This is a genomic window from Nonomuraea rubra (genome assembly GCF_014207985.1).
GTDB classification, from domain to species: domain Bacteria; phylum Actinomycetota; class Actinomycetes; order Streptosporangiales; family Streptosporangiaceae; genus Nonomuraea; species Nonomuraea rubra.
This window is the reverse complement of record NZ_JACHMI010000002.1, coordinates 56,319-77,319: the sequence shown is the minus strand read 5'-3', so window position 1 is coordinate 77,319 and position 21,001 is coordinate 56,319. Positions and strand designations below refer to the sequence as shown.

Here is a 21,001-nt window from a genome sequence, read left to right as displayed (position 1 = left end):
GATCAGCCGCGCGTGAGCTGGATCAGCGCGATAACCGCGCCCGCCACGGCAACCAGGACGGTGACGACGGCAATGATCTGACGGGTCCGCTCGGTGAGCTGCGTACGCGTCACGGCCTCCCGCTCCATGACGTCCACGCGGGACTCCAGCGCGACATATCGCAGCTCGGCGGCGGCCTGATTCTGCTCAACCCTCTTCACCAGCTCGGCGTGACGATCGTCCACCCATTCGAGGCGCTGCAAGATGAGCGCCGTAGACCCGTTGGTGCGCTCAAACCCCAACTCGACGGCGCTCCGTAGCTCCGACAGTGCCAGCGCGAGATTGGGCGTCTCCTCGGTCACCCTGGCACCATCCCTCTGAACGTCGCCGGCGGCTTGAGCTCGAAAGTGGGCGTGACCGGCCCGTCCGCCGTTGCTCGCCGCCACTCCAGGTATTGCTTCTTCCCGGCAACGCGAATGGGGTCGAGCCGGGTGTGGGCCTTGATCGGCTCCAGCGGGTCGGACGGTGCCACGCGCGCGGACCCGACAAAGAGCAGAGCGTCCTGCCGATCTTGCCTGGGCGCCGCCTCCACCCGCGCCACGCGCTCCTTCACCAGGCGAATCTTCTCCAGGTGCGCATCGCGGCGAGCCTCATCGGACACGCCCGGCGTCCACACCGAGGGCAAGTCCCTGGTCTCACGCAGGATCTGCGTGGCCACCTCATCGTGCACGATCAGGGGATCGTTCGGGTTCGGGAAGAACCACTCGTGAAAGCACACGTCCAGCAGCGTCTCCACATCGTCCGGGTCGATGCCGTACGCGCTCGACCGCCACTCCAGCATCGAATGCTGGATGAACCACACGCCCTCCTGCCCAATAGGATTCACCGTCCAAACACCCCATACCGGTTCACCCCCGGTCGTTCCCGAAGGAATCTCAACCGGCCCTCCCGGTGGGCGGTTCGCCAGGTGGACGTGCGAGTATCCCAGCTCGGCGTCCCACGCCTGCACGACATTCGGCGTCACATGATCTCCCTGTTCAGTGGCGGTGGCACCAGAAGTAGAAAGCGAAGCTGGCTGAGGCGTCCAGGTTGATCTGGAACCCGTACGTGCTTGAGCACGTGATGACCCACGGCTTGGCCGCATAACGGTTGTCCCAGTTCGTCGGCCCACCCGAGCGGCCGTCGCGCACCGTAACGACAGGCCCCATGTTGGTCGCCATGTCCACGGTCCCGTACGGGTAAATGAAGTACTGCGCCGACCCGCTGACCGTCCACGAGCCTGCATGGATGGCATCGAAGGGATCGGCCAGGTTGCTGTCCCAGTACCGGCCGCGCACCTGCCACCGGCCCGAGTCATCGAACCAGATGTAGCACTGGGAGTTGGTGCCGCCAGCGTAGTAGCCGTAGGCGGCGTGGTCGTTGGCGATCTCCAGGTATCCGCCACGCTGCGATGTCGCGGCCGCATCCATAACGCCCAGGGTCGTCATGGTAGCGCCCATCTGCATCTGCGCCCGGTACGCACCTCCGGAGTTCTGGCTGGTGGTGATCGTGAGCGTCGCTTCGCCGGTGTACACGTCGTCGCGGGTGTAGATCCGCGAGTAATTCCCGCCCGAGGTCGGGTAGAAGCGGATCTCGGGATACGTCGCACCAGGTGGCGCTAGCTCAAGTCGCCGCCCAGTCGCGGCAGTCCTGATGAAGGCACCCGTGATCGTTTTACCGTCGATCGCCGTGGCAGCCAGCTTGTCAGCGGTGATCGCGGCGGCAGCCAGGTGCCCAGCCTGGATAGACCCGGCCTGTACCTTGTCGGCCGTCACCGCGTTGGCCGTCAGGTGGCCGGTCTGGATCGCCCCGGCCTGGATCAACTGGCCCGTGATCGTGCCCGCTGTGACCTTCGCATCCGCTGGGATCGTGCCGTCGATGATGTGGGTCGCGCCGTTGACGATCCGCCCGATCAGGTCCGTGTCTACGACCGGCTGCGTCGCCACGACGGTGTGCGTTGAGGCCGCCGACTCGTTGCCGCTGCGGTCGATCGACGTCAGCCACAGCTCCCGATCAGCGCCGTACGGCTGGTCCGGGATCACCACCGAGCCGGCCGCCTCCAACTGGCCGACCACGGCCGCGCCCGGCGCGAGCGGGTCCTGCATCCAGACCTTCACTGAGAAGAAGTCGGCGGGCATCGGCACCGCGCCGACGCCCAGGCCGTCCCACGCAACGTGGATCACGCCCAGCCGAGTGGACACCTGAGGCGCGCTCGGGACCGGCGGCGGCTCCGTGTCGGCCTCGATCTCCACGACGATCTGGGAGGAAAAGTCGCCCTTCACTCCGGCCGAGGTCGCGCGCACCTTGAACGCGTACTGGCTACCGGCCTGCAGCGGCGAGTAGGCCACGGTTGTGTTGGAGTCGCTGACCGCGATCTGCATCCACGGTGCGCCGGTCTGGTTGACACGGGCGAACAGCTCGTAGCCGTCGATGTTGAGTGCCACCCCGGCGACGTCGGCCACGACCGCAGCCCAGGCAGCGGTGATCTGGCCTCGCGGGTACCCGGCCTCGTCGATGTAGGTGATGGCGTTCACCACGAGACCCTGCGGTGCGGCAGGTACCCGGTTGTTCGACTCCGGAGCCGGCTCGCCACCGGAACCGCCCGACCCCACTCCACCGTCGAGGATCCCGGCCGCCTGCCTGGCCAGCCTGATCTCCCGTTCCAGAAAGCGATCATTCAAGACGACGTTGCCACCGACCTGGCCGCCCGTGTCCACGGACAACGTGATCTGCCGCAGACGGAGCGACTCCATCGCCCCGCCATCACCCGGCGCGAGCACGTAGTCCCCAGGCTGGTAGTGCTCGAACGGCAGCCACCGCGCACGGTCGAACATCAGGCCGCGGGTGACCTGCACCCGCTCCCGCCCGACCCGCTCCAGCGCGTTCTGGCCCAGCAGCCTCGCCGTACCGACGTCAGAGACGCCGCTCTGCGACTGGTAGGTCTCCCATCTGCCCCACGGCGCGACGGCGGCCGGGTTGGTCACCTCCACCGATAGGCCAGCTTCGCCGCCGATGAGGATGGCGGACACGGCGTCCTCCAGCGTCCCCGTGTCCGGAGCTTCGGTGATGTCACGGCCAAGCCGCAGGTCAACCGGCGAAGGGCCGGACGCGCGGTCCGTGCCGAGCACCGTGTCCGGGTTGAACACCTGCAGCTCGCGGCCCTGCATCCGCCAGTCGATCACGCCCTGCTCGCCCAGATTGATCAGGACGCTGAGCAGGTCCTTGCCCGGCTCGATCGCCAGCGTCAGCCGCCGCGTGCTGTCCCACTCCTTGTTGTCGCTGTCGCGGCTGTCGGAGAAGAGGTAGGTCAGACCGGACAACGCGCCGCGCGCCTTGCCCTCCTGAATGAACGTCGCGAGGATCGCGCCGGCGCTGACCGCGTTGAACTGGCGCTTGCCGTCCACCATTGCGCTGTTGGGGTACAGCACGACCTTCCTCAACAGCCACGCCCAGCCCGGCAGATCGTAAGATCGGGAACCGGCGCGGTCTGTGCTGTCGCCGCTCCGCTTGATCCGGAGGAACCGCGCGTTGGGCGGCTCGACCCAGGCGCCGCCGTTCGCCGCGTACTCCACCGCGACCTCGCAGTGCCCAGCGATGAGGCCGGAGTTCAGCCCCCCGTCCGGGTAGGTCACCTTGAGGCTGGGCACGTCGTTCAGCGGGTCGCCCAGCTCGAAACCGCTGTGGTGAGGCAGCACACCCAGCCGATCTCCGTTCGGCTCGTGCGCCACCAGCCGTAGCGCGAACTTCGCGGGCTTACCTGGGATGATCACCTGCACCGCTGGCCCCCCTCAGTTCGTTGATCTCGTCGCGCTGCTGGTCCACCGCCGCCGACAGCACGGCGTTCTCATACGTCAGCTCCTCGATGCGGCGGCGCAGCACGGCGATGATCCGCGCGGGCTCAACCACCAGGTCCTGCGTCACCTGTCCGCCCGCAAGAGCGCCCGCTGGTGCTCCAGCCGCGTGGCCGCGGCCTTCACCGGGTCTATCCGCACGTGCGACTTCAGCGGGGCGAGCACGTCAGCCGCCTTCCGCGCGGCCGCCGTACGAGCCTTCGGCACGGCTGTCGTGACGGTCGCGTGGTCGCGCTTGCACCGCTCGACTCGTTCAAGCACGGCGGCGCGGGCCTGCTCACCGCTGAGCTGCCACGGGTTCGTCTCGGGCAGGCTCGGCTCATAGATCGGATGGACGGCGCGGTGCATCAGCACGTCGATCACCTCGTCCGTCGAGGTCAGCGCGCACGCCACGGCTGTAGACTCGATCGCCATCTTCGGCAGGAACACCCCGACCGTGACGCCATCGGCGGCCCGGGTCAGCGTGATCTCCCACGCCTCGACCCGCCCGGACTCATCTGCCGTGTCGGTCACCTCCGTGACCTGCCAGTCGTCCGGCACCATGTCACCTCCAGGCCCAGATGTGGAACGTCCGCGCCGGCGGCGAGGTCCCGGCGGACGGGTCGAAGAAGAACAGGTCGCTGTTGGTGCGGCTGAAGAGTTGCATGGTCGTGGTCTGCTCGGCCGTGAACGTGACCTTCGGCACGGTCGGGAAAGCGAAGCCGAGAGCCACCTGGTAGTAGGTGGCCCCCCTCGACACCGAGACCGACAGCATGATCAAGCCGGAGTCGTTGGCGTACAGCCACGTCCCCCGATGGAACGTCCCGGACTGGTCGAACACGAGAAGTTGGTCCTGCTGGCTCGGGTGCACCCACCCGATCGACGCCTGCCCCTCAACCGCCGACACCGCACCGCCGCGCTGCTCACCATTCGACGGGTTCAGGATCGCCGCCTGCCAGAACCCTGCCGCGTGCGTCAGGCGGCACATCGCGGTGCTCGCCTGGTTGGTGCCCGACTCCATGACCAGCGTCGCCTCCTCGGTGAAGCGGGAGCCGTCGCTGTAGATGCGCGACTGGTTCGTCCCGCTGCCCGGGATAAAGCGGATCTCCGGGTTGGCCGCGCCCGCCGGGTTGACCACGATCCGCGCGCCCGTCACCCCGGATGCGAGCTGGCCCACGATGGACACCGCTCCGTTGGCCGCCGAGATGCTGGCGGTCTGCTGCCCCGAGCCGTTGAACGCCACCAGGCCCGAGCTGTTGAGCTCGACCCGCGCCCCGGACACGCTGCCCGCGACGACCCGCGTGGACAACGTGATCACCGCGGCGAGAGCGTCAGCCACCACCGCGCCGGCCGTGATGTGCTCGGCCTCGACCGCCCCGGCGGCCAGCTTGTCGGCGGTGACCGCGTTCGCGACCAGCGCGCCCGTCGTGATGCTCTCGTTCGCGGCGTCGCCCTGGACAAGCTGCACCGCAGCGATCGTCGCCGAAACGGACGGGCCGGATTCGTTGCCGGACCGGTCGATGGACGTGAACCTGAACTGCCGGTCCGCGCCGTACGGAAGGCCCGGCACGAGGACCGCTCCGGCCTCCCCCAGAACGCCAATCTCCGACCAGCCGGGCGCGAGCGGGTCCTGCATCCACACGCGGACGTGCAGGAAGTCCGGCGGCATCGGCACCGGGCCCACGCCGAGCCCGTTCCACGTCACCCGGACCACGCCGAGACGCGTGGAGAGCTGCGGAGCGGTCGGCACCGGCGGCGCTTCGTCATCGTCGGGGATGGTCACCGCCACCGGTTCGGAGAACGTCCCGACCTTGCCGAGGTTCACCGCCCGCACCTTGAAGGCGTACGACTCGCCAATGACGAGCGGCGAGTACGTCGCCGTGGTGTCGCCCGCCTCGGTCGAGGTGACGAGAAACCATGGCGCGCCGGTCTCGTTGACGCGCATGAACAGCTCGTAGCCGCCCACGGACAGCGTGACCCCGCCGACGTCGGAGGTGACCGCCCCCCACGAGGCCGTGACCTGCCCGTGCGGCAGGCCGTGCTCGTCGATGTACGCGAGCGGGTTCACGACCAGCCCGGCCGGGGTCGCCGGCGTGCGCGGCTCGGGAGCTTCCGGAGCTGGTCGAGCTCCGGACCCTCCGTCCGCCGTCGAACCGCCGACGATCCCGGCTGTCCGCCGGGCCAGGCGGATGTCCCGTTCGAGGAACCGGTCATGCAGCACCAGCGACCCGCCGAGCACGCCCGTCGAGTTGCGGGCCAACGTCACCTGCCGGACCCGCAGCGACTCCAACACCCCGCCGTCCCCGGGCGCGAGCACCCGGTCACCAGGCCGGTAGTCCTTCAGCGGCAGCCAGCGCGCCCCGTACAAGACGATGCCCCGAGTGCGCTGTACCCGCTCTGCAGCGGCGCGCTCGAGCGCGGACTGCGCGAGGATCGTCGCGGTGCCCTCGTCGGAGACGCCGCCCGCGCCGACGTACTGTTCCCAGGGCCCCCACGGCTGGACGGCGGCGGGGTTGGTGTACGTCTTGACGAGCCCGTTGTCGCCGAGGACGAGCACCGACGACGCCGTATCCTCCAGCGTGCCCTCGTCAGGCGCTTCGGCGACGTCGCGCCCGTACCGCAGGTCCACCGGACTGGGCCCGGACGCCAGGTCGTCGGCCATCGTTGTGTCGGCGTTGAACACCTGCACCGTACGGCCGGACGTGCGGAAGTCGCACACGCCCTGTTCAGCTAGGTTCTGCAGCGCCGTCAGCGCGTCGATACCTGGCTGGTAGTAGATCGTGATGACCTTGTCCCACGCCTGGCCCGCGCTGTCCTCCTCCGGGGTGAAGTCCCATTGCAGGCCCGGCACCGCGCCCCGGCCTTTGGCCTCTGCGATGAACGTCTGCAGGATCTCGCCCGCCGTCGCGCTGAGGAACGGCCTCTTGCCGTCCACCAGCGGTGCCACACCGGGATGGAGCACGATCTTGCGGAGCATCCACACGAAGCCCGGCAGCTCGAAACTGGCCAGCCCGGTCGTGTCGGAGACGTCGCCACGGCGCTTGATGCGCAGGAACCGCGCGTCCACGGCTTCGGTCCACACGGTGCCGTCGATGCTCCACTCGACGCCGATTTCGCACGGCTGGTCAAGCAGGGCAGCACCGATCGCCGCCGTGGTGTAGCTGAGCTTCAGCGATGGCACGTCATTGAGCGGCCAGCCAGCCTCGACCGACAGCGGGTGCGGGAGCACGCCGAGCCGGTCACCGAATGGGGCAAAAGCGACAAGTCGGAGGTCGAACGACACCGGCCCGCCTCCTTGTTGGCCCAACCTTGGAAACATTCGACGAGGCCATAACGTGTCGTAAATGTGTCGGCCTCAACGGCTGACCTGCAGAAGGCGGAGAAACCGCAGAAGTACGCCCCGTTCCCTACTGTTTCCTACAGCCGCAAAGAATGGCATGCAGCGCTTTAAGGCGCGCTAGACTAACGGTTCATAGCTCACGCTTCGCGTTCCTCCATATGTCGCGCGGCCGTGCTGCGGGAGACCCAAGTGGACCAGTCCACATGGGTGTCTCGCGGGGCGGCCGAGCGGGCCGCGGCCCCACCCAAGGCGGATCGGCCCGGATGGAGGAATGAATGCAAGCAGTGGGATCAGGCGAGCCGGACGACCAGGAGTGGTTATTGATGATCCAACTCCTGATCGCCCTGCTTGACCTTCTTAAGGGGATCGGGCCTAGCTAGGCATCGCACTGGCTGGTCCGATGGGCCCCGCTCTACGGTTTGGCGGCCAGGGGCGGGGTCACCCCAGCTCGCGACGCAGCCACGGAACAGCTGCCATCTGAGCGCAATCAGTCTAGCAACTCCGCCCGCCGTTGGAGCAGCCGCCAGAGTACGCGACATCCCACCGTTCGCGCGGAGTTTCGTTCCATCCGGGACTCCATCCTTCCATCCATGGATGGAATCTTCATACGGCTTTTCTTTCTTTCCTTCTTTCCATCCTGCGAGGAAATTCTTCATCCAATCCATCCAATCCATCCGTGGATGGATTGGATGGATTGGATGGATTACAGATCCATGCCGATCCCGTAGCATCCCAACGCTCTACCAGTCCTGTGCACCACATTGGCCCCTACAGGTAGGAGCGGCGAGCCCTGATCTCCACCTTGGACGAGGCGTCGGTGCTCGTCGCCGAGGTCGAGACCAGCACGGCACGGCTGAACGGATCGGCCACCGCCACGCTTGGAGTGAGGTGCAGCCACCGGAACTGCGAGCCGGGGCCGATCGCGTCGATCTGCCCCGTCACGTCGTCCCCGGCGGTCAGCTCCCACGTATCGTCGGTGACGACCGCGGCCTGCATCCGGCCGCAGTCGATCAGCAGCCTCTCCCCCGCCAGCAGCCCGCCCGGACGCAGCACCCAACCGCCCGTAGCGACGTCCCCGATCGACGGCTGCACGGCCGGCCCTGTGAAGCGCAGCACCGCATCCACGATGGGGCCGGTCGCGCCCGCGAGCGGGGTAACCGGCTGGGCGAGCTGGTTGGGCTCACCCGCCCAGGTGGACTCGGATTCGTCCCGCCACAGCGCGCCCGGCACCTCGACCACAGCCGTGAGCCGGGCGGTCGCAGCGCCGGTGTTGACCTCCGGCTCGCTGGCGGCCGTGATCTGCACGTCGGCGACACGGACCAGCGAACCCGCCTGATAGCGCAGCTTCATCAGCCGGTGACGCGTCCCGAGCAACGCCGACAGCGCCTCCAGGTTGCGCTCCATCTGCTCGTAGCCGCCGTCCGCCCCCGAAGGAGTGGCCGACGTGACCTTGAACGTCAGGCCGAACGTCGTGGCCTCCAGGTCGAGGCCGACGACCGGGATGTCCCCGTGCCAGCCCGGCACGCTGACCTTCACGGCCCGCGCGCCAGGCAAGGGCCGCCTCTGCGTCCCCTTCTTTGTTCGCCAGCAGCCGGCCGGGTGGTCCAGCGGCACGCCGTCGAGTGAGTAGCTCGGCATGTCAGATCACTCCCATCGCGCCGACGTACTGGAGCGACCGGTTCACGGTCACGGAGGTCGGCTCCGCCTGCGGGTAGTGGTTCGTCACGTTGACCACCGTCCGCGACATGGCGCGCCCACTGCCGATCCCGTCCGGGACGGTCACACCCGGCACCGACAGGTCCGGCATCGCAGTCCGCGTCGCCAGCGTGGCCACCTTCTTCAGCGACGACATGACGACCCCGCGGGCCTTGTCCACGCCGATCGACATGCCTTGCATCATGAAGGCTCCGATCTGGGCGAACACCTTCGACGGCGACTTGATGCCGAGGGCGTCCTTGGCGCTCTTGACGATGTTGGAGAAGAAGTTGCGGACGTTGTTGTACAGCCCGCTGGCCAGCGACTGGAGTTTGTTCCAGAAGCCTGAGACCACGTCCTGGGCAATGCCTGCCATGGTCGGGCCTATGGACGACATCGCGTTTTTGATCTTGCCTGGCAGCGCCGAGAACCAGCCGATGAGCTTCGTGCCGATCCACGTGCCGATGGCGTTGACCATGTCGGGGATGATCGAATTGCCGACGAGGATGTTGTACATCCAGCGGAAGATCGCGACTCCGGCCTCGATGGCGGGCTTGATCTGCGCGACGATCTGGGCCACCTTGGCGCCCATCTGCACGAAGGCGACTCCGAGTTGAGTCACGATCGGGATGACGGGCACGACCGCAGGCAGGATGTCCTTGATCGCCATGACCAGCAAATCGGTCAAAAGCGGAATAAGCGGATTAACGGCATTGATCAGTTCGACAAAGGCAGGAACTAGCCCATTTAGCAGCGAAGGGACTAGCTGCAGGATCGGCGGCAGCACGGATTGCACAATTGCGCCCGCTATCTGACCGAAAGCTGCATAAATGGGCTGCATCGCAGGCCCGAGTTGGGCAAAAGCGGACGAAATGGACGCGAGGGCAGGTTGCAGGGCACTCGACAAGGCACTGATCACCGGACCGAGCGCAGCCGAGAGATTACTCAGCGCAATGCCGAGGACCTGGCCCACGATGCCTGCCAACTGCGCTACCGCTGGCAGCAAAGGAGCGAGTGCGGAGAGCGCGGCAGAGAGCCCCTGACCGAGCATGAGCAGCCCGGACTGCAGCTCCGGCGATGCGAACGCCTGTGCGAGCATCTGGGCGACCATGGTCAGCCCAGGACCCAAGGCCGCCAAGGCTGGCCCGAGCGCGGACACCGCGGCGGCAAGCCCCGGACCCAGCGCCGTCGCGATGGCACCGATGTGCGGCGCCACCTGCGCCAGCGCGCCACCGAGCGCCCGGAAGATCGGCATCAAGGCGCTTCCGACCTGCGACAACGCAGTGAAGATCGCCACGAGCGCCTGCTGGCCCTGAGCGCTCGCCAAGAAGGCGTTGAGCTGATCAAGAAGCTGGCCAACCACGCCCAGCGCCCCGGACCCGCCCGAGGACATCGCCGAGAAGATCGACTTGACGATGCCGATCACGTCACCGCCGACCTGTCCGAGCTGCTTGAACACGTCCACCGCGCCCTGCATCCAGCTAAGAGCGGTACCGCTGTTAGCGGCATTGGACAGGAACTCTCCGAACCGCTGAGCCGCCGACGCGATGCCGGGAACCAGCCCCGACGAAAAGGACGCGCCCACCACAGCGATGTCACGAAAGCCAGCCAGCACGGGCTGGATGGCGGGCTGCAGTGCAGCGACCGCCGAACGCAGCGATCCGAAGATGGACGAGATGGCCGCCACCGTCGCCGAGGAGGAGGCGAACCGCGCCGCCTCCGCACCGGCGAGACCGAACTCCCGCGCCACGCCCTGCATCCCACTGGCCAGCGGCCCGACCACGGCGTCCGCTACAGCTCGGATCTGGCCGGCCAGCGGCGCGAAGAAGGCGTCCTGGACGGCGGACCGCAGCCCGTCGATCGCGGGCTTGACCGAGTGCAGCTCGCGCGCGGCGGCCTGCGCCGCAGGTGAGAGCCCCGCCAGGCTTTCCTCGAACTTCTTCGGGTCGTCGCCCAGTGCGGCGGAGAAAGCGTCGCCCACGCCAGCCAAGGCGATCTTGAGAGTGGCCAGCGCCGCCTGCCCGAGAGCGATCGCGCCCGGCAGAGCAGCGACGATACCCGCCGCCGGAGCCAGGGCCGCGACCAGACCGACCGCGCCCTGCGCGGCGGCGGCCATCGAAGCTGCCATGGAGGACACCTGGAGCGCCGTAGCTGTGGCCTTGACACCCACCGAGCCGGCCGACTTGGCGAGCTTGCCCGCGTCGAGGTCGAGCTTCTTCGCGGCGTCGCGCATGAAGGTCATGAACCGGTTGACCTTGCTCGTGCCCCGGTCCTTCACGTCGATGGTCGCGAAGAGTTCGCCAACGTTCAGCGTCACCGGGTCTCACCTCCTGTGGGTCTTGAATGGGGTGAAGTCAGCGGCCGGAAGCTGCGCGTGGACAGCCCGCCCGATCAGCTCGGTGTACGCCGGGGGGATCGCCTGCCGGATCTCCCGCCGGGCGGCGGGCCAGTCGATGCCCATGGCCTGCTGCCACAGCGACGTCGGCCCCTTGCCCCCGCCCTTGCCGTACACCGCGACGTACGGGCCCTCGTGCCAGTCGCCATGCCGATAGCCGGCGACGCGGCCGCGGTGCTTCGGATGCTCGGGCTGGGCGACGCGGACGCCGCCGAACTCGAACCAGCGGTGCCGCAGCACCGCCAGCTCCGGGAACATGGCTCCGCACAGCATCAGGTCCCGGCGGATGGGCGCGGCTGGGACGTTCTCGATCACCCACGGCCGGCCGGTCCCCCGCAGCACCCGCCGTGTCACCGCGATCAGGTCCGGATAGGCGCGACCGTGGTTCGTGCCGAGCGTCAGCGTCGTGTGCGCCTGGCACGGCGGCGACGCGTGGATGAAGTCGAACTCGTGGCCGTACCGGGCGATGAACTCGATCGCGTTGCCGCGCACGAACTCGTCCCCGCAGTACCGGGGCATCGGCCGGACGTCCACGCCGACGACGTGGAACCCCGCGCGCTGGTAGCCGCGCGCCGCCCCGCCTACGCCGCAGAACGCGTCGAGGACCCGCCTCACTGCCGTCCCTCGCCCGGGTCCAAGGCACGGGCCAGGCGAGAGTCACACGTCAGCAGCCCATGCACGCGCGTCCGCAGCCACCTCCACGAGCGGGTGCGCAGCACGCCGGGCTCGCCGACGTCGATGCCGTACACCTCGTGCAGGTCGGGCTCGACGAGCGCCCAGCGGGTCAGGATGTCTTGCCACGAGACGGTGCGGCCTTGCGAGACCGAGAGGCCGTCGTCCGGGTCGTAGTAGTCGCGGAGCCCCGAGATCGGGTCGATGTCGCCGCCGCTGCCGTCGCCCGACGAGTCGCCCGGTTCGGGGCCGGGGCTTCCCCCACGCCGCCCGAGGCCCAGATTTTCGCGGCTGCTTCCTTACCGGCCGCGACCCACACCAGCGCGGTCGCGCCGACGTGCTGGACCTTCGGCCACGACACGCCGTCCGTGCGCAGCTCGTGCCACACCGGCCCGAGGATGCGCTGGTACAGGTCGCGCTCCTCGTCATCGGACAGAACAACCTCGGCCAGCTCGTTGAGCTTGGGGTCGTCCACCGTCTCGCCCTGCTCGGCGGCCATGCTGGCGTGCATGAGCCGCTGGCACAGCAGGCCGACCTCGGCGTCGGGGGCGGGGATGCGGTACCACTTCCCGCCCACCGGGAGCGGCAAGGTGTCGTCGAAGAACTCGTCGAGGTCCTGGAACTGGGTCACGGGGTGGCCACCGGGTTCGTGATCTCGACCGGGGCGCCCTGGCCGAGCAGCGTGAAGTTGAACGGCTCCAGGTCGGTCACCGAACCGCCCTTGGTGAACTCGGAGACGGTGCAGGTGCCCTCGTAGGCGTCGTTCGCGCCGTCCCGCCGGTACCACCTCACCTTGATGTTGGCCTCGAACCCGACCTTGCGGGCCGCCTTCCGGATGGCCTCCTGGCCCGGGTCGGCGGTGAACACCGCGGCGTCGGTCCGCTTTCGGCGGCCCTCGGCCTCGATCTGCCACGTCCGGCCGGTCACGACGGAGGAGCCCCAGCCCTCCTCGTCGTCGAAGTCCGAGTCCTCTTCGGTGTTGTCGTCGGTGGTCTCCTGGAACGACGTCAGGCCCCGCACGGGGAGCCAGGTCGGGTTCTCCGGGTCGGCACCGGTCGCCACGTCGAGCTTCCAGTCCTTAGCGAGCAGGCTTCGCAGCGCCATGTTCACTCCTTAAATGGGCACGTCAAAGCACTGATTGCGGTACCGCAATCAGCAGTGAAAGGTGGGATCAGACGTCGCGGTGCGGCGACGGCCGATGGACCATCAGGTCGAAGGAGTCGGCCCGCTCCCACCGGCCGCTGGAGTCGCGGCCGAGCGGGGCGACGAGCGTCCGCCGAGCGAGCAGCACGTGCACGCCTGTCGAGAGCGTCACGTTGGCCAGGCCATGAATCGCGTCGAACACGCCGTCCGCCAGGTCGTCCACAACCCGGGGGTCCGTCTTGGCCCGGAATCGGGCCTGCATCTGCACGGCCGAGTCCGGCTGTTCAACGTCGTCGCCGGCCTGGCCTACGCCGTACACGGCGAGCGCAATCGCTGTGTCTGGCTTGGCCGGGAGGCCACCGATCGTGAGGGCCGTCTGGTTGTCGGTGTAGATGCCGTTCGGGTTCCAGGTCGCCACGTCGGCTTCGCCGAGCAGGACCGCGAACCCTGTCAGCAGGTCGCGCGTCCAGCCGCTCACTTGAACACCTGCTGGAGCTGCCGGGCGAGCATCAGCTTGACCGTCTCGGCTTCCTCGCGGAGCGCGAGCTCCAGGAACTTCGCTGTGCGCCCCGGCTTGTGCTGGTAGTCCAGGTTCTCGTGCTGGGTACGCGCGTATGGGGTGTCGTACGAGATGACGCCGACCAGGTCCTCTCGGTCAACGACAGCCGCGCCCGATCGCTCCAGGTCGCCCACGTCGTGCGGCACCCGCTGATTGGACACTGACAGCACGTGCTCGGTCGCGAGGCGCAGACCGCGCGCGGCCGCGCGCCGCATCTCTGCGGTGATCTCCTCACCGTTGATCTTCGCGTTGAACTTGGCGTTGACCATCAGCGACACACCACCTCAACGTGATCCGGGGTCGGCAGCCCGCCACCGTCGCGGGCGAAGGACGTGATGACGGTGGTCTGCCGCCCGTTGACGGTGACCCTGCTGCCCTCCGGGCAGGTGGTGCCCGGAGGGAAGAACACGGTCGTGTCGGAGACGACCTCGGCGCCCTGGGCGTCGCGCACCAGGCGCCGCTCGTCGTCCACGAGACAGCGGGCCTCGAACGCGTCCCCGAACACGGGGCCGTACGCGCCGTCGCCTTGGAACGGCTCGATGGTCGCCTTGTGGCGCAGCAGCCATTCGGGCAGCATCACCACACGCTCCCGTCGAGGATGTAGCCGGGCAGCAGGCCGGCCCGCTGCAGGATCGAGGAGGCGTCCGGTGAGTACCGCGGGGGCGGCGCGTCTCCGGAGCCTCCACGGTCCAGCCGGACCGAGCCGATCGACACCGACTTGAACGCCGCAGCCACGCCGAACTCATCGCCCGTGGCGATCGTCCACGCGACCTGCGCGCACGTCGCCCGTTTCATCGCCTCGACGTCTTCCGGCCGGGTGGGCAGGCCAGCGTCGTCGGTCGGGTAGATCGAGGCGAACAGCATCTCGTCGATGCGCTCGGACGCGCGCTCCAACCTCCGGTCGATGTCGTCGGGCGGCGCGGCCTGGCCGCTGTATGCCGTGTAGTCGGCAGCGGTTGCGTACGCCATGGCTACACCGGCTGTTCGAGCACGCCGACCGTGAGGCCAGCCGGGGCCGCGTAGTCGATGTACACCTTGCCGTTCTCCTGCCGGTACACCGCGCTGAACGGCGGCAGCAGCACGCTGTCGTTGGCCGGGATGGTGACCGGCAGGTCCTCCACGTCCTGGCCCTCGACCGTCGCCGGGATCTGCACGGTCACCGTCGCGGGCGCGCCGTTGCTGTTCTTGATCAGCAGCATGCGCCGGTCGGTGTGGTCGAAGGCGTTGCCGTCCACGTTGGCCGCGACCAGGCCGACGCCGAGCGCAACGCCGATGCGCGGCATGGGCCGGACGGCCAGATCAGTCCTCGCCATCGTCGTCCTCCCCGAACTCCTCGATCAAGGCCGCCTTACTCAGCGCCTTGGCGTCGCTCTCGGACATGCCGCGCGCGACCGCGTACTCGACCCATGCCGCCTTGTTGTCGTGCTCGGACGGGCGGACCGGCCCGGCCGAAGCCGGACCGGACGCGTCGGCGGGCTCGGGCCCGCCGACGATCCGCCAGTTGTCCAACATGTCCAGGCAGGGGTCTCGCTGTTCAAGCGGGACCACCTGCCCAGTGTTGGCGTTGCGGTAGATGAACGTCACGCGGCCTCCCAGTAGAGACCGTGCGCGATCCGCTCGGCCGTCTGAGTGGCCTCCGCCTTGGTGTCGATCGCGGGAGTCTGGTTCGTGACCAGGTAGTTGCCCACGTAGCGGTCCACCTCGACGTAGTACTTGCCGCCGGTCGTGGGCTTGACCGAGATACTGGTCACGGACGACAGCGGGAAGATGACGTCACCGAATCGGGCCCAGCCGGTCACGCCGCGACCCCGTGGATCAGCACAGCCCTGTTGGCGTCGAGAGTCTTGACGCCGTAGAGGCAGTCCACCGACACGATGTCCTGCTTCTTCGAGATGTCGTAGTCCATCACCACGCGGACGCCGAAGCCCTTGTAGCTCTCCACGGCGGCGTTGGCCGCGCCCTGCGGAAGGACCAAGGGCCTAGTCACCAACGCGAAAGCGGTCCTATGGAAAGCCACTCCGATCTCGGTGTTCGGCTGGCCAGTCGTCGGCGTGCCCGTGGGCGCGTCGATGTTCTGGGTCTGGTAGGCATCGTGACCGAAGACTCGCCTGCCCAGCGAAGCCTCGCGGAGACCGTCCGTGTCGCCCCTGACGTCGGCCTGGTGGAACAGCGGATCCGACAGCCAGAGCGCCTCGATCTCCGGGCCGATCACCAGATGCCTATCCGCCGCCGGGACGTTCCGCTGGTTGAGCACGCGCCTGGCGTCGATCGCCGTCTTCGGGTCGTCGTACGGGTGGATCACCTCGCCGGTGAGGCCCGTGGGAGTCGTGCCCGGGACGCCCACGCGCTGCACGATGTCGTTCCTGAGGCTCAGAATGTCCCTGTCGATCTTCTGCGAGATCGCCTCCATCGCGGGGTTGAGGAGCTGCGTGCCGAAGTCCTCGATCTCCAGCGTCAGCTCCTCGGCGGTGACGCTGAAGCTCACGTCGGCGAAGTGGTTCAGCGTGATCGGCACGCTGCCCTCGGACGCGTTCTGGATCTGGATGCCGGTCGCCCGGTCGAACTCGTTCGCCTGGAACACGGCGGGCTTCCGCACGGAGATCGTGTCGCCCACGCGGGAGACGAACTCCTGCTCATAATCGCGGTGGACAAGCTGGGCCATGACGCAGGTCTCGTACAGCGTGGCCAGCGCCGCCTTGGCGATAATGCTCGGGGTCAGGAAAGTGTTAGCCATTCGGGCCTTTCACCTCTTTGGAGAGCTAATTGCGGTCCCGCAATCAGCGACTAGGACGAGGCGCGCTTCTTACGCCTGGCGCGGAACTCGTCAATGGAGGGCTCGGAACTCGGCGCTCGCTCACCAGGCCCGCCGGTGAACTCGCCCCCCGAGCGCGCGGGCGGCCCCGCCTGGGTGGCCGCCTTGAACTTCGGGTTGTTCTCCACCGCCGTCTGGATCGTCTCCGTCAGGCTGGTGGAGAAGTCGTCGGCGTCCGGGTCCATGTCCCGGACCGCCTTGAGAAACGACCTGGAATCGAGCAGGGCGTCCGGGTCCGCACCGACCTTCTGACTGGCGCGGTGCACCGCCAGCTCGATCAAGGCACGGCGGTGCCGTTCCCTCTCCGAGTCGCGCTCCTTCGCCGTGGTGTCCCGCTCGGCCGTCAGAGTCTCGATCACCTTCTGCGGGTCGATCGGCGTCTCCTCCTCAGCCGCCAGGCCCAACGCCTTGGCGATCTGCTGAGCGAAATCCGTCTTCACCTTCTCGGTGATCTCCTCCGGAGACGGCCCCTGCTTGGCGGTCGCCTCGTCGGCGGTCTTCTGCGCGTCCTTCAGCTTGGACCGCCAGTCGGCCGCCTCCGCGCGGGTGTCCTTGATGAGCTTCTGCGCCCACGTCGGGAGCTGGTCCACGCGCTTGGCGTCGGGGTTGACCCCCGCCTCGTCCGCCGCCGGCGGCTCGGACGGCGTGACCCCGGCCCCAGCCGGAGGGTTCTGCTCCTGCTGCGGCTGGCCTTCGCCGCTGTCGTCGGTGGTCGGCACAGTGTTTTCAGGCATGACGAGATCGCCCTCCTGGAGCGTGTCGTCGGAACATGGGAAAGGCCCGCGCCTGGCGGACCGAAGAAGGGCGCGTCTATGCGCCCGAGGTGTGCCGCGCGTACGTGCGCATCCACAGCAGCCGCAGCGCACGCGCCCGGTCATCGCCCCGCACCGGGTACGGGCAGACGGTGACCGGCATGCCGCGCTCGCCAGCCAGACGACCGAACGTCACGGCCGCTCTGCGGTCAGTCTCGGAAATGGTCATACTCCGAACTCCCTCCCGGCGCCGCCCGCTCGGATCTGCTCGGCCGCCCGCCGGTCGGACTCCCGCCCGAGCCACTGCGCGCGGAACTCTGTGAGGGTGAGCCGCGCGTTGTTCGCCCACCAGCGCAGCAGCTCCTCGCTGGCGTACTTCCTGGCGCGCGCGGCCGGCCCGGAGAACAGCGACCGCTCGTTGATCCCGGCCGCACGCCCTTCGGCGTTCAGCAGGAAGCCGTTCGTGTCGGCCTCGGCCCGCTCGTACGCCTGGTCGAGCCATTCGGCGTACAGGCGGCGCACCGTCTGATCGATGTCCTCGCCCGGCCGGCGGTCCGCCTCCAGCAGGGCCCGCCGCTCCTGACGGTCCAGCTCGGCCGGGTCCAGCCCGTGCACCTCGGCGTACGCGTCCATGTAGGAGTAGCGGCCCGACGCGATGAGGTCCGAAATCGCCCGGTCGGCGTCGGTCTCCTCCTCGCGCCAGTTCCACGACCAGTTCTCACGCGCGCGAGTCTGCCTCTCGATGCGGTCCAGCTCGTCGAGCGCGCGGGCCATGCCCTGCTCGTCGTCGCGGTACCGCTCCATCAGCGCCAACACGTGGTCGTCGGTCAGGTCGCCCAGGTCGTTGATCTCCGACAACGCGGCGATCGGGTCGTCCTGCGCAGCCGGGCCGGCTGCCCGCGCAGCCGCCGCGTCGGCCTCGTCGCGGCGGCTCATCTCCTGCTCAAGCCGGGCCAGCGCCTGCTCGTCGTGGCTGAACTTGCTGGCCAGGTCGGCGAGTTCCCGGTCGGTCAGCTCATCCAGGTCCGCAGACGGGGCGTCGGCCCTCTCCCGATCGGTTCTGCGTCGCAGCCCTGTCGCCTTCGTCAGCTCCTTGAGCTGCTGCTGGTAGGCGGCCGTCTTCGCATCCGCCTTCGCGCGGGCGTCGTCGTCGAGCGCAACCGCCGCGCGCCGCTTGGTCTCGCGGACCTTCCGCTCCAGGTAGCGCTGCCGCTGCGACTCCTTGTAGGTGGTCTTCGACTGCACAACGGGCGCCGGCCTCGACACTCCAGGCAGGTAGGCGTTCAGGCTGTGCCCGCAGTTCGGGTGCAGCAGGCCCGCCAACCGGGCCTCCGCGACCGTCCCCGCGACCTGCACGAACACCTGCACGCCCGTGGCTGGGTTCTCCTCCACGCGCGTGCCCGCCGATCCGGACAGGGCCAGTACCTCACCCTCCCAGCGGGCGCATCGGTCGCACGTGTACGGCAGCCGCGACACGCTGACCAGGTTGATCCCGGCCTCGCGCAGCGTGGACAGATGACCGTCCACCGCCGCCCGAGCGACGGCCGTCCGCATAGCCATCTCGGCGTAGCTGGCCATGCTCCAGGTCCGGGGCGGGTTGGCCGAGTCAGTGAACCCCTTGATGCCCTCGGCCGTGAACCGGTCGAGCGCACGCTGCGCCGCCTCCCGCCGAGTCTCCGCGCCGATCAGCGCTCGGCTGGCAGTCTCGGCGACGACGTTGCGGAAGATGTCGTCCACCGCCCGCAGCGCGCCCTCATGGACCGACGTGACCATACGAACGGTCTGCGCGGCCAGCTCGGCAACGCCCTGGCCGGCGTTGATGCCCCGGCTCGCGCCGAGGTTCTTCGCGTCCTCCAGCACCTTGGCCAGCCGCTTCCGGACCTTCCGGTCGTGGACCTGCAACACGGCACCGCGCACCGCGGCGTCCATGCCTTCGGCCCACGTTTCCAGCACCGCCGCCTCAGCGGCAGCTCTCGACGCGGCCTGCAACCGGCGGACGATCGCTTCGGCTTCCTTCCGGAGCTGCGTCACCTCGGAGAGCCGCTTGTCCGCCCAGTCGTCGCCATCGTCGTTGTCAAGGTCCTTGCCGACCCGCGCGGCGATGCGCTCCAGCAGCGCCGTCTCCGCGTCGGCGTACATGGCGGCGACCTTGCGCGCCTGCTCCAGACCCTCCTCGATGGCAGCGGCTGGAGTGATGGTCATCAGTCGTCGCCGCTCGCGTCAGGGATCCACGTCTCGCCCAGGGCTGCCGGGTCCGGCACGTTCAGCCCGAGCTCGTCGCGCAGCCGCTCCTTCTCAGCTTGGACCTGGACGTCGTCCCAGTCGGGGTGAACCCAACGGATCTTCGTGTCCAGGCTGACGGCTTGCGCCCGGTTCAGCATGTCCAGCGTGCGGCCCATGCTCTCGGGGTCGGGCATGACGCCGTCCGGCCATTCCACGGTCGCCCGCTCAGCCACGACCTTCGTCCCGAACACCGCGTGATCGACGGCCAGCATCGCCTCCGACAGCCACGCGAGTCGCGGTGTCCAGTAGCCGATTTTCCGGCCGCGCGTCGAGTACGACCGGTGCTTCTCCATGTGGATCTCGGTCGCCGTCTTGGCCTGGCCATTGCCACCCTCAGCGAACGACTGCAGCGCATACCCGGCACCGCGAACGATCTGCTCCACCAGGTGCTTCGACGTCTCCGCATGCTCTTGCACCCGGATCTTGAACTGGCTCAGGGTGATCATGCTGCCGGGGTTCTGCGGCGACGGCAGCATGCCGCCCAACGGACTGTAGATCTCCCGATCCGGATCCCACGACGCTGCCTGGCCGCGCCCGGCCGTCGTCAGGTAGATCTCCGGGACGATGATCCTCGCCTTACCGAGCCGCAGGTCCCGCATCCAAGACGTCCACGTCTCATCCAACGCGTCCAGCAACGGCTCAACGCCCGCATAGTCACTGCGGCCGACCGCCGTACCCCGGATCATCCTGTGCGGGCGCATGTTCGGGATGTACTCAACCAGCAGGCCACGATCGAACCCGCTGTCGAACCCGCCATCCTCGTCCACCAGCTCGGCGAACTCGGCGGTCGCCGGGTGATCCTCCAACGGCATCTGCCTGCCCAGGTGATCCTCATCGCCCAGGTACAAGCCATGGAAGACGCGGCCCTTCTCGTGCTTCTCCAGGTGCCGCCACACCTCGCCCGACCGGTCGTCCTCGTAGACGACCCGCCAGAACGTCACCGCCTTCAGCCGGCCGTTGTGGAACTCGGGCACGGCGGCGTCCGGCGGCAACGCGTCCACGACCGGGTGGTCAGCCATCGTCGTGTCCCAGCCGACCCGCAGGTAGACGCCCCCGTATGCGGCGGCCAGCTCTGCGGCCTCCAGGAGGCTGCCGTAGACGCCGGCCTCGTGCAGCACGCTGTCGAGCCGCTGCTGCCCCTTCTTGCCCTTCAGCTTGAGTGTCGGTGGCTCGCTGAACAGCAGGTCGGCGCTGGTGGCGGCGATATCGGCGGCGAGCGGGATGTGAAGCTTCGTCGCTCGTGACTGCGCGGCCGGTGTGGGCGTTCCCCAGAAGTAGCGGACTGCACGCCCGAGGTATCCGCCCATGCGGCTGATCGGCCGGTCCCAGCCCTTCGGGTCCATCCCCACCATCGGCGCTGCCCGGTTGCCGCCGTACACCTGCGCCAGCTTGTCCGGGTCGCCGGCGTACCAGGCGCCGTGAGTGTCGTAGAGCCGCATCTCCTGTCGGATCGCTGGCGGCGGCCACTCCTGATTACGCTCGGGAAGCGGCATCAGCCACCC

General features: G+C 68.5%; 23 protein-coding genes. All 23 read right to left on the bottom strand.

Annotated features, from left to right (window positions below; genetic code table 11):
* Positions 1–2 precede the first annotated feature (2 nt).
* A complete protein-coding gene (locus tag HD593_RS59975) occupies positions 3–341 on the bottom strand; it encodes a hypothetical protein (RefSeq protein WP_185112892.1) in 339 nt (112 codons plus the stop codon).
* On the bottom strand, positions 338–1,003 hold the full coding sequence (locus HD593_RS59970) for a hypothetical protein (RefSeq protein WP_185112891.1): 666 nt from the start codon (positions 1,001–1,003) through the stop codon (positions 338–340). The genes HD593_RS59975 and HD593_RS59970 overlap by 4 nt, the downstream gene beginning before the upstream one ends.
* A 13-nt stretch (positions 1,004–1,016) precedes the next feature.
* Complete coding sequence (locus HD593_RS59965; RefSeq protein WP_185112890.1) at positions 1,017–3,794, bottom strand: fibronectin type III domain-containing protein; 2,778 nt, start codon at positions 3,792–3,794, stop codon at positions 1,017–1,019.
* The gene (locus tag HD593_RS59960; protein ID WP_185112889.1) at positions 3,772–3,939 is read right to left on the bottom strand and encodes a hypothetical protein; all 168 of its coding nucleotides are present in this window, start codon (positions 3,937–3,939) and stop codon (positions 3,772–3,774) included. Before HD593_RS59960 ends, HD593_RS59965 begins: the two co-directional genes overlap by 23 nt.
* A complete protein-coding gene (locus HD593_RS59955) occupies positions 3,936–4,412 on the bottom strand; it encodes a hypothetical protein (protein ID WP_185112888.1) in 477 nt (158 codons plus the stop codon). The genes HD593_RS59960 and HD593_RS59955 overlap by 4 nt, the downstream gene beginning before the upstream one ends.
* Position 4,413: 1 nt before the next feature.
* Positions 4,414–7,131: a phage tail protein gene (locus HD593_RS59950; protein WP_185112887.1), complete on the bottom strand. Its 2,718-nt coding sequence runs from the start codon at positions 7,129–7,131 to the stop codon at positions 4,414–4,416.
* An 825-nt stretch (positions 7,132–7,956) separates the two neighbouring features.
* Positions 7,957–8,826 (bottom strand): hypothetical protein, encoded by an 870-nt coding sequence (locus HD593_RS59945; RefSeq protein WP_185112886.1) that lies wholly within the window; start codon positions 8,824–8,826, stop codon positions 7,957–7,959.
* A gap of 1 nt (position 8,827) precedes the next feature.
* The gene (locus tag HD593_RS59940) at positions 8,828–11,200 is read right to left on the bottom strand and encodes a phage tail protein (RefSeq protein ID WP_185112885.1); all 2,373 of its coding nucleotides are present in this window, start codon (positions 11,198–11,200) and stop codon (positions 8,828–8,830) included.
* 6 nt (positions 11,201–11,206) lie between these two features.
* A complete protein-coding gene (locus HD593_RS59935; RefSeq protein ID WP_185112884.1) occupies positions 11,207–11,893 on the bottom strand; it encodes a DNA cytosine methyltransferase in 687 nt (228 codons plus the stop codon).
* Between the two features lie 169 nt (positions 11,894–12,062).
* Complete coding sequence (locus HD593_RS59930; protein WP_185112883.1) at positions 12,063–12,581, bottom strand: DUF7426 family protein; 519 nt, start codon at positions 12,579–12,581, stop codon at positions 12,063–12,065.
* Positions 12,578–13,054 (bottom strand): phage tail tube protein, encoded by a 477-nt coding sequence (locus HD593_RS59925; RefSeq protein ID WP_185112882.1) that lies wholly within the window; start codon positions 13,052–13,054, stop codon positions 12,578–12,580. The genes HD593_RS59930 and HD593_RS59925 overlap by 4 nt, the downstream gene beginning before the upstream one ends.
* Positions 13,055–13,121: 67 nt before the next feature.
* Positions 13,122–13,571 (bottom strand): minor capsid protein, encoded by a 450-nt coding sequence (locus tag HD593_RS59920; RefSeq protein ID WP_185112881.1) that lies wholly within the window; start codon positions 13,569–13,571, stop codon positions 13,122–13,124.
* Positions 13,568–13,930 (bottom strand): minor capsid protein, encoded by a 363-nt coding sequence (locus HD593_RS59915; protein ID WP_221526843.1) that lies wholly within the window; start codon positions 13,928–13,930, stop codon positions 13,568–13,570. The genes HD593_RS59920 and HD593_RS59915 overlap by 4 nt, the downstream gene beginning before the upstream one ends.
* On the bottom strand, positions 13,921–14,229 hold the full coding sequence (locus tag HD593_RS59910) for a hypothetical protein (RefSeq protein WP_185112880.1): 309 nt from the start codon (positions 14,227–14,229) through the stop codon (positions 13,921–13,923). Before HD593_RS59910 ends, HD593_RS59915 begins: the two co-directional genes overlap by 10 nt.
* Complete coding sequence (locus HD593_RS59905) at positions 14,229–14,621, bottom strand: hypothetical protein (protein ID WP_185112879.1); 393 nt, start codon at positions 14,619–14,621, stop codon at positions 14,229–14,231. Before HD593_RS59905 ends, HD593_RS59910 begins: the two co-directional genes overlap by 1 nt.
* Before the next feature lie 2 nt (positions 14,622–14,623).
* The gene (locus HD593_RS59900) at positions 14,624–14,965 is read right to left on the bottom strand and encodes a hypothetical protein (protein WP_185112878.1); all 342 of its coding nucleotides are present in this window, start codon (positions 14,963–14,965) and stop codon (positions 14,624–14,626) included.
* The gene (locus HD593_RS59895; RefSeq protein ID WP_185112877.1) at positions 14,952–15,236 is read right to left on the bottom strand and encodes a hypothetical protein; all 285 of its coding nucleotides are present in this window, start codon (positions 15,234–15,236) and stop codon (positions 14,952–14,954) included. Before HD593_RS59895 ends, HD593_RS59900 begins: the two co-directional genes overlap by 14 nt.
* Complete coding sequence (locus HD593_RS59890; RefSeq protein WP_185112876.1) at positions 15,233–15,451, bottom strand: hypothetical protein; 219 nt, start codon at positions 15,449–15,451, stop codon at positions 15,233–15,235. The genes HD593_RS59895 and HD593_RS59890 overlap by 4 nt, the downstream gene beginning before the upstream one ends.
* Positions 15,448–16,386, bottom strand: coding sequence for a major capsid protein (locus tag HD593_RS59885; protein WP_185112875.1), 939 nt, complete (start codon positions 16,384–16,386; stop codon positions 15,448–15,450). The genes HD593_RS59890 and HD593_RS59885 overlap by 4 nt, the downstream gene beginning before the upstream one ends.
* A gap of 50 nt (positions 16,387–16,436) precedes the next feature.
* On the bottom strand, positions 16,437–17,198 hold the full coding sequence (locus tag HD593_RS59880; RefSeq protein WP_185112874.1) for a hypothetical protein: 762 nt from the start codon (positions 17,196–17,198) through the stop codon (positions 16,437–16,439).
* Positions 17,199–17,274: 76 nt separating this feature from the next.
* Positions 17,275–17,445, bottom strand: coding sequence for an Rmf/CrpP fold protein (locus HD593_RS59875; RefSeq protein ID WP_185112873.1), 171 nt, complete (start codon positions 17,443–17,445; stop codon positions 17,275–17,277).
* Positions 17,442–19,418 (bottom strand): phage minor capsid protein, encoded by a 1,977-nt coding sequence (locus HD593_RS59870; RefSeq protein ID WP_185112872.1) that lies wholly within the window; start codon positions 19,416–19,418, stop codon positions 17,442–17,444. The genes HD593_RS59875 and HD593_RS59870 overlap by 4 nt, the downstream gene beginning before the upstream one ends.
* A complete protein-coding gene (locus HD593_RS59865) occupies positions 19,418–20,992 on the bottom strand; it encodes a phage portal protein (protein WP_185112871.1) in 1,575 nt (524 codons plus the stop codon). The genes HD593_RS59870 and HD593_RS59865 overlap by 1 nt, the downstream gene beginning before the upstream one ends.
* Between the last annotated feature and the right edge of the window lie 9 nt (positions 20,993–21,001).